This is a genomic window from Paenacidovorax caeni, from assembly GCF_001298675.1.
GTDB classification, from domain to species: Bacteria; Pseudomonadota; Gammaproteobacteria; order Burkholderiales; family Burkholderiaceae_C; genus Paenacidovorax; species Paenacidovorax caeni.
The window spans coordinates 42,353-55,767 of sequence record NZ_CYIG01000003.1; the positions used below are offsets into that span (position 1 = coordinate 42,353).

Annotated in this window: 9 protein-coding genes; 7 read left to right on the top strand and 2 right to left on the bottom strand. The window is 66.6% G+C overall.

Going from position 1 to position 13,415, the window contains the following annotated elements; all coding sequences use genetic code 11:
• Positions 1–80: 80 nt before the first annotated feature.
• Positions 81–1,976 (bottom strand): sensor histidine kinase, encoded by a 1,896-nt coding sequence (locus BN2503_RS01855; protein WP_054254946.1) that lies wholly within the window; start codon positions 1,974–1,976, stop codon positions 81–83.
• Entirely contained in the window at positions 1,976–2,659 is a 684-nt protein-coding gene (locus tag BN2503_RS01860; protein WP_054254947.1) for a LuxR C-terminal-related transcriptional regulator, read from the bottom strand. The genes BN2503_RS01855 and BN2503_RS01860 overlap by 1 nt, the downstream gene beginning before the upstream one ends.
• 287 nt (positions 2,660–2,946) lie before the next feature.
• Here BN2503_RS01860 and BN2503_RS01865 point away from each other — a divergent pair, with 287 nt between their 5' ends.
• From BN2503_RS01865 to BN2503_RS01895, 7 genes are all read left to right on the top strand, one after another.
• Positions 2,947–4,782, top strand: coding sequence for an alpha/beta fold hydrolase (locus tag BN2503_RS01865; RefSeq protein ID WP_054254948.1), 1,836 nt, complete (start codon positions 2,947–2,949; stop codon positions 4,780–4,782).
• Positions 4,783–4,838: 56 nt separating this feature from the next.
• Positions 4,839–6,902, top strand: coding sequence for a clostripain-related cysteine peptidase (locus BN2503_RS01870; protein ID WP_082366468.1), 2,064 nt, complete (start codon positions 4,839–4,841; stop codon positions 6,900–6,902).
• Positions 6,903–7,174: 272 nt separating this feature from the next.
• Positions 7,175–7,777, top strand: coding sequence for a VOC family protein (locus tag BN2503_RS01875; RefSeq protein ID WP_054254950.1), 603 nt, complete (start codon positions 7,175–7,177; stop codon positions 7,775–7,777).
• A gap of 168 nt (positions 7,778–7,945) precedes the next feature.
• Positions 7,946–10,825: a valine--tRNA ligase gene (locus tag BN2503_RS01880; RefSeq protein ID WP_054254995.1), complete on the top strand. Its 2,880-nt coding sequence runs from the start codon at positions 7,946–7,948 to the stop codon at positions 10,823–10,825.
• Between the two features lie 121 nt (positions 10,826–10,946).
• On the top strand, positions 10,947–11,831 hold the full coding sequence (galU, locus tag BN2503_RS01885) for a UTP--glucose-1-phosphate uridylyltransferase GalU (RefSeq protein ID WP_054254951.1): 885 nt from the start codon (positions 10,947–10,949) through the stop codon (positions 11,829–11,831).
• Between the two features lie 92 nt (positions 11,832–11,923).
• Positions 11,924–12,520, top strand: coding sequence for a LemA family protein (locus BN2503_RS01890; RefSeq protein WP_054254952.1), 597 nt, complete (start codon positions 11,924–11,926; stop codon positions 12,518–12,520).
• A gap of 3 nt (positions 12,521–12,523) precedes the next feature.
• Entirely contained in the window at positions 12,524–13,414 is an 891-nt protein-coding gene (locus BN2503_RS01895; protein WP_054254953.1) for a TPM domain-containing protein, read from the top strand.
• Position 13,415 lies beyond the last annotated feature (1 nt).

The following is a 13,415-nucleotide window of genomic DNA, read 5'->3' on the forward strand; positions in this document are numbered from 1 at the left end:
TGGCTGGACTTTCAGCCAGCCCCAACGCTCCATTTTTCACGGGCCGCCCCAGAGCAGGACGGGCGCCCGCTGGGGCACCTTCACGCAGCCGGCTGGCCTGGTGGCATGTGCAGCGTCACGGTCACGACCGTGCCGCTCGCGCCGGAATCCACACGGAACATCGCGCCCATGCGCTCGGCCCGCGCCGCCATGCTGCGCATACCCACCGACATGCCCGCGCGCTGCACGGCGGCCACGTCGAAGCCCCGGCCGTCATCCTCGACGCGCACCGCAAACACCCCGGGCTGCGGCAATGTGCACTCCACGCACACGCGCCGCGCCTGGCTGTGCTTGATGACGTTGGACAACGCTTCCTCCACCAGCCGCGTCAGCAGCAGGCACTGGAGTGCGCTCGGGCAACCGCCCTCCTCCACCGTGCCCCGCCACTGCGCAGCAATACGCCATTCGCTGGCCACGCCCATCTCATCGAGCAGGCGCGTGACCCGGTGGCGCAGCGGCGCAAGCCACTGCAGCGGCGTTGCAGGCACGGTAGCGCCCGCGCTCGATCCGTGGTCGATCACCTGGCGCAAGTCGTCGCGCAGCGTCTTGAGCAGCGACAGCACACGCTCGCCGGGCAACTGCCCGCCCGCCTGCTCCAGCAGTGCCATGCCGCGCACCAGGCTGCCACCCAGGCCATCGTGCAGGTCGTGCGCGATCTGCATGCGCTCCTGCAGCTTGGCGTTGTCCAGCGCCTGCGCATGCTCGCGCGCCACAGCCTGGGCCAGTTCAGTGCGTGCCTCGGCCACGCGTGCCTCCAGCTCGCGCTGAAAACGCTCGGCGCTGCGCATCTGCTGCGCTAGTTGGCCGCTCAGCAGCAACATGACCAGGACGATGGTGGCAATGCCGCTGAGCGCCGCCCAGTTGCGCGCCACGTGCCACACGTCCGGCACCAGGCCCAGCGTGAACAGTGCCACCACCACCAGCACCAGCCAGCACAGCGCCAGCAGCCGCTGCGCCACGCCGCGCCCAGGCCGCCAGGCATGCCACTGGAACTGCAGCCCGTTGAGCAGAAACACCCCGAGTGCGCCGCGCCAAATGGTGGCAAACCAGGCACTCTCAGCGCCCTGCGGCGCCCACCACGCCGCCGCCGCACCCAAGGCCGCCAGCAGCCACAGCGCACGCTCGGCCCACGGCAGGCGCTGCTCGCCAAAGCGGAAAGTGAACAGGCAGGCACACAGCACGTAGCCCACCAGCGCCACCAGGCTGGCGCGCGCGCGGTCCAGCGAATCGGTGAATGGCCAGGGCGTGTCCGCCAGGTAGGTGCTCAGGTAAGCCAGCCAGCACAGCGACATGAGGGCGAACCAGCCATAGGCACGCTCCTGCCGCCGCAGGCCCCACACCAGCAGAAACAGCACCGCCGCCATGCCGGCGAGCACGGCGTTGACGAAGTACACCGTGCGCTGGCGCCACTGGGCCTGCTCCTGCGCGCGCGCCACGTCCGCCGCATCGCCCAGGCGCAGTGTGCCCACCAGGCCGGACGACAGCGCGGCCACGCCCACCACGCGCACCCACACGGTGTTGGTGCCCTCGCGCAGGGAGGACGCCGGCAGCAACCACCAGCGCGGCACGTTCCAACTGCGCGAGAGCGGCTCGGCGAGCGAGGCGTCGCGCCACAGCAGGTCATCGTTGATGAACACCTCGCCCGCGCTGCCGATGCCGTCGATACCCAGCCCAAGTTCGGCGGCCCTGGCGCTGCACTCCGCACCCGCACGCACCCAGTCAATGCGGTACCAGGCCGTACCGCTGTAGCCGGGCCAGCGGCGCTCCCACATGTCTGGCAGCGTGACCGGCTCCCATCCCTCCACCGGCCGTGCGCCATCGGCCGAGCGTGCGACCTGCGCCGACACGATGCGCGGGATGCACTCCTGGCCCTCGTCCGCCCATGCCGCAGGCCAGGCCAGCAGCCACAGCGCCAGCCACGCCACCAGCCGCCGCATCAGCCCAGCCACCCGCGTGTGCGCGCCGCGCTCACCGCGCCCGTGCGCGACGACACAGCCAGCTTGCGGTAGATGCGCTTGACATGGCTCTCGACCGTGTAACGTGAGAGGAAAAGTTGCTCGGCGATCTCGCGGTTCGAGAGGCCATCGGCCACCAGCCGCAGGATCTCACCCTCGCGCTCGCTCAGCGCCTCGGCCGGGGCAGCGCCCACGGCGGCGGGCGCGGGTACGGGCAACAGCTCCAGAATGCGCCGCGCAATGAACGGATCGATCGGCGCACCGCCGCGCAGCACGCTGCGGATGGAGAGCTGCACTTCCACGTCGTCGCGCTCCTTGAGGACGTAGCCGGTGGCACCGGCGCGCAGCGCGCCCAGAATCGCATCCTCCGAACTCCAAGCAGACACCACGAGGATGCCCAGGCCAGGGTCGTCGGCACGCAACTGCACGATCAGATCGCACCCATTGCCGTCGGGCAGCTGCAAATCCACCAGAGCCAACGCCACGGGCTGCTGCGCCAGGCAGGCGCGCGCCTCGGCCAGTGTCGCTGCGAACAGCAGCGCATCCGGCGCGTAGCCCAGCGCCAGCAGCACGCCGCGTAAACGCTGCTGCAGTAGCGGCTCGTCTTCCACCACCAGTACGGGTGCGGGCAGCACGGATTCGGGGGCGGTAATGAAAGCAGTCATGGCATGGCAGCGTCGACAACGGGGAGTGCAAGGCAGACGCCATCCTAGGCGACGCCGGCCCCGCCGCCTATCCCTGAAATTGGGTAATTCGCACCCGTCTGCCGCGCCGCGGTGGCACCAGCACAGGCACGCTCTGGCGCCACCGCCCTCAAATTACCCAATTTCAGGGATACCGCAACACGTCACAAATCCTTACGATGCCTCCTCAGACGCACCTGCTTCAACAGTGTTTTCGGCCTCCAGCGCATACCAGAAAAGCGCTAGCAGCTATAAAAAAAGTAGTACCCATGCACCACGCTACCGAAGAACGCACCATGCCGCTCCCCACCAGCCAGCGCACTGCCCGGCTGGCTGCCGCCGTCGCCCTGGCCGCCGGCCTGGCCGCCTGTGGCGGCGGCAACAGCAGCAGCCCGCCCGACCCGCTGCAGCCGTACCGCACGCAGGCTGTGCAGTGGACTGAGTGCGACACCAGCATCCTCGGCCCGCGCAGCCCCAAACTCGAAACGCTGTGGGCACTGGCGGGCGAGCGGCTGCGCTGTGCCATGGTGCGCGCGCCTCTGGATTGGTCTAACCCCGCGCGCGGCGATGTCACCCTGGCGGTCATGCGCCTGGCCGCTGGCACCCCGTCCAAGCGGCGCGGCGCCCTGCTGTTTAACCCGGGCGGCCCGGGCGAGGATGGACTGGGCTATGCCCTCACACTGCTGAACGCTTTCGCCCTGGGCAACCCTGACAGCCCGCTAGGCGCGCAACAACTGCGCCTGCTCGCCGAGTACGACATGGTGGGCTTCTCGCCGCGCGGCATGGGCGCCAGCACGCAGCTGCACTGCGCCACCAACGAGCTGAAGCGCTTCGTGGACTACAGCCCGGCAGGCTGGGACGCCCCTGACAACCTCGCCAACACCCACTACAACGGCCGCAAGACAGCCGAGGCCTGCCAGAAGAACCCCCTAACCCCTTACATCAACACCGACGCCACGGCGCGCGACATGGACTTGCTGCGTGGCCTGCTCGGCGACGACAAGCTCAATTACGTAGGCTACTCCTATGGCACCTGGCTGGGCGCCTGGTACGCCAGCCTGTTCCCCGAGAAGGTGGGGCGCATGGTGCTCGACAGTGCGCTGGATTTCGACACCACGATCGAAAAATCGCTGCTGCACTCGCAACCACCCGCACGCCAGCGCCTGTTCGACGAAGTGATGGCACCTTACGCCGTGCGGCACCCGGACGTCTTCCGCCTGGGCGCCACCGAGGCCGAGGTGCGCGCCATCATGCCGCGCCTGCACCCACGCGTGCAGGCCGTGCTGGCTGAGTTCCTGAGCGGCCTGGGCTACCGACGCGTGGACGCCATGGCGTACCTCGGCCACATCGCGGCAGCGCAAGGGTTGGACACGGTGCTGCAAAGCGTGCCTGATGCGGCGGATGACAGCGCGGTGCGCCACGCGCTGGCGCAGCAGGTGTTCCACCCCACTAACCCCTCGCAGGACACCCAGGTACGCGCCGTTGCATGGAGGCTCTACGAAAAGTACCGCAGCAACTGGCTGGTGCCACAGCCCCAAAACATCGAGGCCAACGGAGCGGGCGGCATCGCCATCCGCTGCAACGACACGCCCGCCATCACCGACCTGGCGCAATGGACCACCACGGTGCGCGGCCTGGCGCAGCAGGCCCCCATGTACTTCGGCGGCCTGATGGTGCTGAACGCCTGTGCCTTCTGGGGTGGCCCCTCGGTCAGCAAGCCCAGCCCGGCTGCCATGCGGCAGCTCCCGGTGCTGTTCGTGCAGACGCAGTACGACGCAGCCACCAACACCGACGGTGCCAACGCCTTCTTCGCCCAGTTGCCCGGAGCCCGCCGCGTGTACGTCACGCGCGACTTCCAGCATGGCGTGTACCCCTACGACGACAGCTGCGTCGATCCGTTGGTGACGGCCTATCTGCTCGGCGAAACGCCCGCGCAGCGCGAAACCGTGTGCCCAGGCAAACCACTGGAGGGGGAAGGCGAGGCCACCGCGCAGAAGGCACAGCCAGCGGACGGCACCCCGCCGACATACACCGACCCGGAAAAGGCACGTGCGCTGATCGATGAGTTCAAGCGCAGCCTGGTGCCACCCAGCCTGCGGCCCTGACCCACTGCGCCCCGTTCCTTCACGCTTCCATCCACCCCACCACTGCGAGGACTTTCATGCCCCCCATTTCACGCCGCCACATGCTCGGCACCGCAGCCGCCCTGCTCGCCGGAGGGCTTGCCGCCTGCGGCGGCAGCGGCGACGATGCCACCCCGCCCCGCACCACGCTGCTCGTCTACCTGCTGGGCTCCAACCTGGAGAGCATGGGCAACGCAGGCACCACCAACCTGCTGGAAATGCTCGCCGCCCAAGGCTCGGCGTACACCCGCGTCATCATTACCACGGGGGGCGCCGACAAGCGCGACCCCGACGGCCTGGTGCCGAGCTGGAAGACGGTCAAGCGTTTCGAGCTGGCCAACGGCGCGTTGAAGGAGCTGGCAGACCTGGGCGCACGTGACATGGATTCCAGCGACACGCTGCAGGACTTCCTGATCTGGGGCGTGCGCACCTACCCCGCCGAACGCACCATGCTGGCTCTGTGGGACCACGGCAGCGGCTACTACGGCTATGGCGGCGACGAAAACTATCCGGGCGAAGGCAAGATGATGTCGCTGCCCGCCATGTCAGCAGCCCTGCAAGGCTTCAAGGCCGCCACGGGCATTACGCTCGACTACATCGGCTTCGACGCCTGCCTGATGGCCACGCTGGAAGTGGCCAAAGTGGTCCAGCCCTATGCCCGCTACCTGGGCGCATCGCAGGAGCTGGAGCCGGGCTCGGGCTGGGACTGGAAGAGCGTGATCGAAACCGCCGCGCGCCAGCCCGTTCCGAGCCTGCCGGAGTTCGGCCAGATCGTGGCCACGGCCTTCCACGACAAGCAACTGCGCGAGCGCCCCGAGGGCAGCCCAATTCCACCGCTGTCGGACTACGTGACATTCAGCATCATTGACCTCGCGCGCCTCGGGCCGCTGCTGGAGCGGCTGGAGCAGTGGGCAAGCGCCGTGCACGCTTACTACGACAGCGGCGCCAAGCGCGCCAATGCCAACGGCGGCGTGTTCTGGCCACCCACGTTCGCCGCGGCGCTGCCCCGCACCAAGGCCATGCCCGGCACCCTGCTCGCTGAGGGCGACGCCGCCATCGAGCGCTGGAAGCAGGTCGCCATGGCGCGCGTGCGCACCACCACCTTTGGCTACGAGCCGGACGCCAAGGACGCCCTTGACCTGGTGGACCTGCGCCAGTTCGCCGCCCTGCTCAGTGCCGATGGCATTGCCACCGGCCCCCAGGCGGCACTGAACCAGGCCTTGCAGGACGCCATCGTTTTCAACATCACTGGCCCCCAGGCACGCAACGCCAGCGGCCTGAGCATCTACTTCCCCTTGCGCACGCGCAGCGCGCGCCAGCGCAACGTGTACCAGGCACTGGCCATGCCCAGCGGGTACATGGGCCTGCTTGAGCGCCACACGCGCCAGGCCGAGCAAGCTCCCTCGGCCATCTACATCGCGCCGCTGCAAGTCCGGGGCGACACCATCTTCGGCGACATCACTTCCCTGTATGGCGTGCAGCGTGCCGATCTGCTGCAGGTACAGCCGGCCGGCGCCGGGGTGGTCAAGATCACCGGCAGCACACCCATCGCCGCAGCCGAGATCGTCGAAGGCTACGGCCAGGTGCTCTACGACACGCAGCAATGGCTGCAGCTCGGCGGCCAACCCCTGCTGCTCTATACCCTGTCCATCCAGATCAGCGAAGGCGGCAGCCTCAACGCGGCCCTGTACGGCGCACCGGTACGCCTGAAAAGCGCCCGCACCGCTGAAACGCGCATCGTGCTGCTGTTGCTGAACTACAAGTGGGATCCGGCAACCATGCGCATGGCCGGCGAAATCATCGGCGCACGGGACATCGACTTCTCCGACCCCAGCGACCCGACCGACCGCGTCGACCGCGACATCTACGCGGGCGACACCGTGGAGCCCCTTCACATCCTCTACGACGTGGCGAAGCAGGCCCCCGTGGCAAGCCCGGGCGGCGGCATCGCCTTCGAATTCGGCTCGCCCGTGACAGTGGTGCTCGACTCGGCCCTGCGCCCCACGCCGCTGGCCGCAGGCAACCACACGCTGATGCTGTCAGTGACCGACCTGGCGGGCGCCGAGGCCCTCTCACAGCCGCTGGCATTCACCAAGCGCTAAAGCCGCGCGGAGGAGCGACCAAATCGCTCCTCTTTCAATAGCTTCCAGCGCTTTCTACACAAGCGCTGGAAGCATTTTTCTTTGTGATTTACACGTCAGCCACAAGCGCAAGCGCTGAACCGCACGCCCCTCGGCCCCAAGCCACGACACGACAACGCCCCGGCAACCCCGGGGCGTTGTGCTTTGGCGCGTCACGAAGGCCATATCAAAAATTCACATTTGGTAAATTAATTACGGATAGTAGAATTTTCAAACCACTCCAGGAGACCGCCATGGCCCTGCCCGCACCCGCAGCCATCGAGCAGCTGCACCACTTCGCCTACCGCTGCCGCGACGCCGAAGAAACCCGCCACTTCTACGAGGATCTGCTGGGCCTGCCGCTGTACCACATCATCCAGAGCGACTATGTGCCCAGCACGGGCGAGTACTGCCCGTACACGCACTTCTTCTTTCGCCTGCGCGATGGCTCGTTCATCGCCTTCTTCGACCTGGGCGACGACGTGCAGCCCGCCCCCTCACCGAACACGCCCGCCTGGGTCAACCACATCGCATTCCGCGTGGACAGCGTGCAGGCGCTGGAGGACACCAAGGCACGGCTGCAGGCGCACGGCATCGAGGTGCTGGGGGTGACCGACCACCACATCTTCAAGAGCATCTACTTCTTCGACCCCAACGGCATCCGCCTGGAACTGGCAGCCCAGGTGGCCGGCGCCGAACAGATGGCACGCGAGAGCCAGACCGCCCACGCCCGCCTGGCCGCATGGACGCAGCGCAAGGCGCAATGGCGCGCCGAGCGCGCGCAGGGCCAGTCCAGCGCGCCCCTGCGGCCGCAGCAGAACGACCGGCCGGAGTACGTGCCGGGCACCGGGGTTTAAGAAATAGGCTCAAAGATCGCGAACAGGCTCTCAGCCAAATTGGCCTCTTGGCCTTTCCTGTCAAGCGCTAAAAGCTATTGAATTAAGAGCAGCGCGGGGGCGATAAAATCGCCGCTCCTCCACACCACTGCCTCAGCGGCATCCTGCGGGATGCCGTTTTTCATTGCCATGAGCGACACGATCGAACAACCCGGCCTGAACAGCCTGTCCAAATCCTTCGAGCCTGCGGCCCTGGAGGCCCAGTGGGGCCCCGAGTGGGAACGGCGCGGCTACGGCGCTGCTGGCGTGCGCGGCACGGGCCAGGCCGATGCCAGCCAGCCATCGTTTTGCATTCAGCTGCCTCCGCCCAACGTGACCGGCACGCTGCACATGGGGCACGCGTTCAACCAGACCATCATGGACAGCCTCACGCGCTACCACCGCATGTTGGGGCACAACACCGTCTGGGTGCCGGGCACTGACCACGCCGGCATTGCCACGCAAATCGTCGTTGAGCGCCAGCTGCAAGAGCAAGGCGTGAGCCGCCATGACCTGGGCCGCCCCGATTTCGTGAAAAAAGTGTGGGAGTGGAAGGAAAAATCGGGCAACACCATCACCACGCAAATGCGCCGCCTGGGCGACAGCGTGGACTGGAGCCGCGAATACTTCACCATGGACGACAAGCTCTCCAAGGTCGTCACCGACACCTTTGTGAAGCTGTACCAGCAGGGCCTGATCTACCGCGGCAAGCGCTTGGTGAACTGGGACCCGGTGCTGCAATCAGCCGTGTCCGACCTGGAAGTGGAAAACGAGGAAAAAGACGGCTCGCTGTGGCACATCGCCTACCCCCTAGCCGATGGCTCGGGCCAGCTGGTGGTGGCCACCACGCGCCCTGAGACCATGCTGGGCGACGTGGCCGTGATGGTGCATCCCGAAGATGAACGCTACGCGCACCTGATTGGCAAGATGGTGAATTTGCCGCTGTGCGATCGCCAGATTCCCATCATTGCCGATGCCTACGTGGACAAGGAATTTGGCACCGGCGTCGTGAAAGTCACACCCGCGCACGACAACAACGACTACCAAGTGGGCCAGCGCCACAAGCTGCCCATGATTTGCGTACTCACCCTGCAAGCCACGGTGAACGAGAATGCCCCCGCCAAGTACCAGGGCATGGACCGCTTTGTGGCGCGCAAGGCCGTGGTGGCCGACCTCGAAGCCCTGGGCCTGCTGGTTGAAGTGAAAAAGCACAAGCTGATGGTGCCCATTTGCACCCGCACCGGCCAAGTCATTGAGCCCATGCTGACCGACCAGTGGTTCGTCGCCATGAACAAAGTGGCCAAAGAAGGCACGGGCGACGCCACAGGCAAGAGCATTGCGCAAAAAGCCATTGACGCCGTGGCCAGCGGCCAGGTGCAGTTCGTGCCCGAGAACTGGGTCAACACCTACAACCAGTGGATGAACAACATCCAAGACTGGTGCATCTCGCGCCAGCTGTGGTGGGGCCACCAGATTCCGGCCTGGTACGACGAGGACGGCAACGTCTATGTGGCGCGCAACGAACAAGAAGCCCAGGCGCAAGCCCCCGGCAAAACGCTGACCCGCGACGCCGACGTGCTCGACACCTGGTATTCGAGCGCCCTGGTGCCCTTCAGCACCATGGGCTGGCCGCAGCAAAGCGAGTCGGCCACCGACGACTACAACCTGTACCTGCCCTCCTCCGTGCTGGTCACGGGCTACGACATCATCTTCTTCTGGGTCGCCCGGATGATCATGATGACCACGCACTTCACCGGGCGCGTGCCGTTCAAGCACGTGTACATCCACGGCCTGGTGCTGGACGCGCAGGGCAAGAAAATGAGCAAGTCCGAGGGCAACGTGCTCGACCCGGTGGACTTGATCGACGGCATTGCGCTCGAACCCCTGCTGGACAAGCGCACCCAAGGCCTGCGCCGCCCCGAAACCGCACCCAAGGTGCGCCAAAACACGCAAAAAGAATTCCCCGAAGGCATTCCCGCCTACGGCGCCGACGCGCTGCGCTTTACCTTTGCCGCGCTGGCCACACTGGGGCGCTCCATCAACTTCGACAGCAAGCGCTGCGAGGGCTACCGCAATTTCTGCAACAAGCTCTGGAACGCTTCGCGCTTTGTGCTGATGAACTGCGAGGGCCAGGACTGCGGTGTGGACACCACCCAGGGCTGCGCCGAGGGCTACCTGCACTTCAGCCAGGCCGACCGCTGGATCGTCTCGCTGCTGCAAAAAACCGAGGCCGAAGTGGCCAAGGGCTTTGCCGAGTACCGCTTGGACAACGTGGCCAACACCCTGTACGACTTCGTCTGGAATGCGTTCTGCGACTGGTACCTGGAGATTGCCAAAGTGCAAATCCAGACCGGCAACGCCGCCCAGCAGCGCGCCACGCGCCGCACGCTCATTCGCGTGCTCGAAGCCATCTTGCGCCTGGCCCACCCCATCATCCCCTTCGTCACCGAAGCGCTGTGGCAGGTGGTGGCGCCGATTGCCGGGCTCAAGGGCGAGTCCATTGCCGTGGCGGCCTACCCGCAGGCCGAGCCCGCGAAGATCGACGAAGCCGCCGAAGCCTACGTGGCGCGCCTGAAGAACACGGTGGACGCCTGCCGCACCCTGCGCGGCGAGATGGGCGTGTCGCCCGCGCAGCGCCTGCCGCTGCTGGCCGTAGCCGACAACGCCGACGATGCCGCCTTCTTGCGCGCCAACGCCGCCGTGCTGCAAAACCTGGCCAAGCTCAGCGAAGTCAAGGTGTTTGACGACGCCGCGGCCTGGGAGAAAGAAGCGCAAAACGCCCCGGTCAGCGTGGTCGGTGGTGCGCGCCTGGCGCTGTTCGTGGAAATTGACGTGGCCGCCGAGAAGGTGCGCCTCTCCAAGGAAGCTACGCGCCTGCAAGGTGAAATCACCAAAGCCAACGCCAAGCTGGGCAACGAGGCCTTCGTGGCCAAGGCCCCGCCCGCTGTGATCGAGCAAGAGAAAAAGCGCGTGGCCGACTTTGGTGCCACCCTGGCGCGCATCCAGGAACAACTGGCCCGCCTGGGCTGATGCACCCATCATTGCAAAAACAATAGCTGCTCGCGCTTGACTGGCAAGGGTTTGGAAAAGAAAAAATCTCCAAACCCTTCAAAATCAAGTGCCAGAAGCTCATTTTTTAGGAGTGGTCTATATGGTCAGCACCCGTATCCGCAAGGCCGTGTTCCCCGTCGCAGGCCTCGGCACCCGCTTTTTGCCCGCCACCAAAGCCTCGCCCAAAGAGATGCTGCCGGTGGTGGACAAGCCACTGATCCAGTACGCCGTGGAAGAAGCCTACGAGGCTGGCATCCGCGACATGGTGTTCGTCACCGGGCGCAGCAAGCGCGCCATTGAAGACCACTTCGACACCGCCTACGAGCTGGAAAGCGAGCTGGAGCAAGCGGGCAAGCAGGAAATGCTGGAGCTGGTGCGCTCCATCAGCCCGGCCGACATGAACTGCCTGTTCGTGCGCCAGCCGCGCAGCCTGGGTCTGGGCCACGCCGTGCTGTGTGCTGAGCCGCTGGTGGGTCACGAACCCTTTGCCGTGCTGCTGGCCGACGATCTGATGGTGGGTGACAACGGTGGCCCCGGCGTGATGGCGCAAATGACCGCCGCCTTTGCCAAGCAAGGCCGCTCGCTGCTGGCCGTGCAGGAAGTGCCGCCCGAACACACGCGCCGCTACGGCATCGTCAAGGGCGAGGCCGCAGGCGGGCCGCTGCTGCGCGTGGAGCAAATCGTGGAAAAACCTGCACCGGAGGTGGCCCCCTCGCGCATGGGCGTGGCCGGGCGCTATGTGCTGACGCCGCGCATTTTTGAGGAAATTCGCAACCAGCCGCGCGGCGTGGGCGGCGAGATCCAGCTCACCGACGCCATCGCCCGCCTAATGGCGCATGAAACCGTCTACGCCTACCAGTACCAAGGCAAGCGCTACGACTGCGGCAGCAAGGAAGGCTTTTTGGAAGCCACGGTGGAGCTGGCGCTGCAGCACCCGCAGGTGGGAGCGCAGTTTCGCGCCTACCTGAAAGGGCTGGCGCTGTAGCGCATGTGCCGCAGCGCGCGGCTGCGGCACAATCGCCCCACCCTGGCCGCCGCAGGCACTGTCGCCCGCTTCCCGGCGCCGGGGGTGCTGCCATGCCACGCTTTTTTGCCATCCTTGCTGCCACGCTCACCCTGGCCTGGGGCCTGACGGGCTGCGGCTACAACGACTTCCAGCGTCTGGACGAGCAAACCAAGGCCGCCTGGAGCGAGGTGCTGAACCAGTACCAGCGCCGTGCCGACCTGGTGCCCAACATCGTCGCCACCGTCAAGGGCGAGGCGGCGTTTGAGCAAGACACGCTCACCAAAGTGGTGGAGGCGCGCGCCAAAGCCACCTCGATGCAGGTGACGCCAGAAACGCTCAACAACCCCGAGGCTTTCCAGAAATTCCAGCAAGCGCAGGGCGAACTGTCGGGCGCGCTCAGCCGCCTGATGGTGGTGGCCGAGCGCTACCCCACGCTGCAGGCCAACCAGGGTTTTCGTGACCTGCGCGTGACCCTGGAAGGCACCGAAAACCGCATCACCGTGGCGCGCAACCGCTACATCGAGGCGGTGCAGCAGTACAACGTGCTGGCGCGCAGCTTCCCCACCAACCTCACGGCCATGGCCTTCAGCTACGCGCCCAAGCCCAGCTTCACGGTACACAACGAGGCGCAGATCAGCACCCCGCCCGCCGTGGATTTTTCTAAGTAAAAAATGGCTTTTGCCCTTTGGTGGCAAGCGCTGGCAGCTCTCTTCTTCATAGCAGCCAGCGCCTTTCCGGCCAGTGCCCAGGCGCAGGCGGCGCTGCGCGCCGTGCCCGCCCTGACGGCCCACGTCATCGACCAAACCGGCACGCTCAGCAGCAGCCAGCGCCAGGCCCTGGAGGCGCAGCTCGCCGCCATCGAGCAGCAGCACGGCGCCCAGGTGGTGGTGCTGATGGTGCCCGCCACCGCGCCCGAAGACATTGCCGCCTTTGCCAACCGCGTGGGCAACACCTGGAAGATTGGCCGGCGCGATGTGGGCGATGGCGTGCTGCTCATCGTGGCCAAAGACGAGCGGCGCATGCGCATCGAGGTGGCCAAGGCGCTCGAAGGCGCGATTCCCGACATTGCGGCCGCACGCATCATCGACGAGGCCATGAAGCCGCGCTTTCGCAGCGGCGACTTTGCCGGGGGGCTGCAAGCCGCCATCGAACAACTGGGCGCGCGCATTGCCGGTGAAGCGCTGCCCGCTCCCACGCCCCAAAAAGCCGAAGACGACACCGACTGGTCAGACCTGGCGGTCTTCCTGTTCTTTGGCGTGATGGTGGCAGGGCCGGTGGCCCGCGCCGTGTTCGGCCAGGGCCTGGGCGGCCTATTGATGGGCGGCGGCGTGGGGGTGCTGGCGTTTCTCGCCACGGCCAGCGTGCTGCTGTCGGTGGGTGCAGGCCTGGCGGCACTGCTCTACACCTGGGCCTTTGCCGGGCGTGGCAGCCCGGTGGTTTTTGGCAGTGGCGGCGGTGGCTGGGGCGGCGGCGGGGGCAGCAGTGGAGGTGGTGGCGGCGGCGGCTGGAGTTCCGGCGGCGGCGGGGATTTTGGTGGCGGCGGCGCCTCGGGCGACTGGTGAT

Excerpts from the sequence above, each read along its gene's own strand:
- BN2503_RS01855 (WP_054254946.1), bottom strand. The coding sequence starts at position 1,976 with ATGCGGCGGCTGGTGGCGTGGCTGGCGCTGTGGCTGCTGGCCTGGCCT.
- BN2503_RS01860 (WP_054254947.1), bottom strand. The coding sequence starts at position 2,659 with ATGACTGCTTTCATTACCGCCCCCGAATCCGTGCTGCCCGCACCCGTA.
- BN2503_RS01865 (WP_054254948.1), top strand. The coding sequence starts at position 2,947 with ATGCACCACGCTACCGAAGAACGCACCATGCCGCTCCCCACCAGCCAG.
- BN2503_RS01870 (WP_082366468.1), top strand. The coding sequence starts at position 4,839 with ATGCCCCCCATTTCACGCCGCCACATGCTCGGCACCGCAGCCGCCCTG.
- BN2503_RS01875 (WP_054254950.1), top strand. The coding sequence starts at position 7,175 with ATGGCCCTGCCCGCACCCGCAGCCATCGAGCAGCTGCACCACTTCGCC.
- BN2503_RS01880 (WP_054254995.1), top strand. The coding sequence starts at position 7,946 with ATGAGCGACACGATCGAACAACCCGGCCTGAACAGCCTGTCCAAATCC.
- galU (WP_054254951.1), top strand. The coding sequence starts at position 10,947 with ATGGTCAGCACCCGTATCCGCAAGGCCGTGTTCCCCGTCGCAGGCCTC.
- BN2503_RS01890 (WP_054254952.1), top strand. The coding sequence starts at position 11,924 with ATGCCACGCTTTTTTGCCATCCTTGCTGCCACGCTCACCCTGGCCTGG.
- BN2503_RS01895 (WP_054254953.1), top strand. The coding sequence starts at position 12,524 with ATGGCTTTTGCCCTTTGGTGGCAAGCGCTGGCAGCTCTCTTCTTCATA.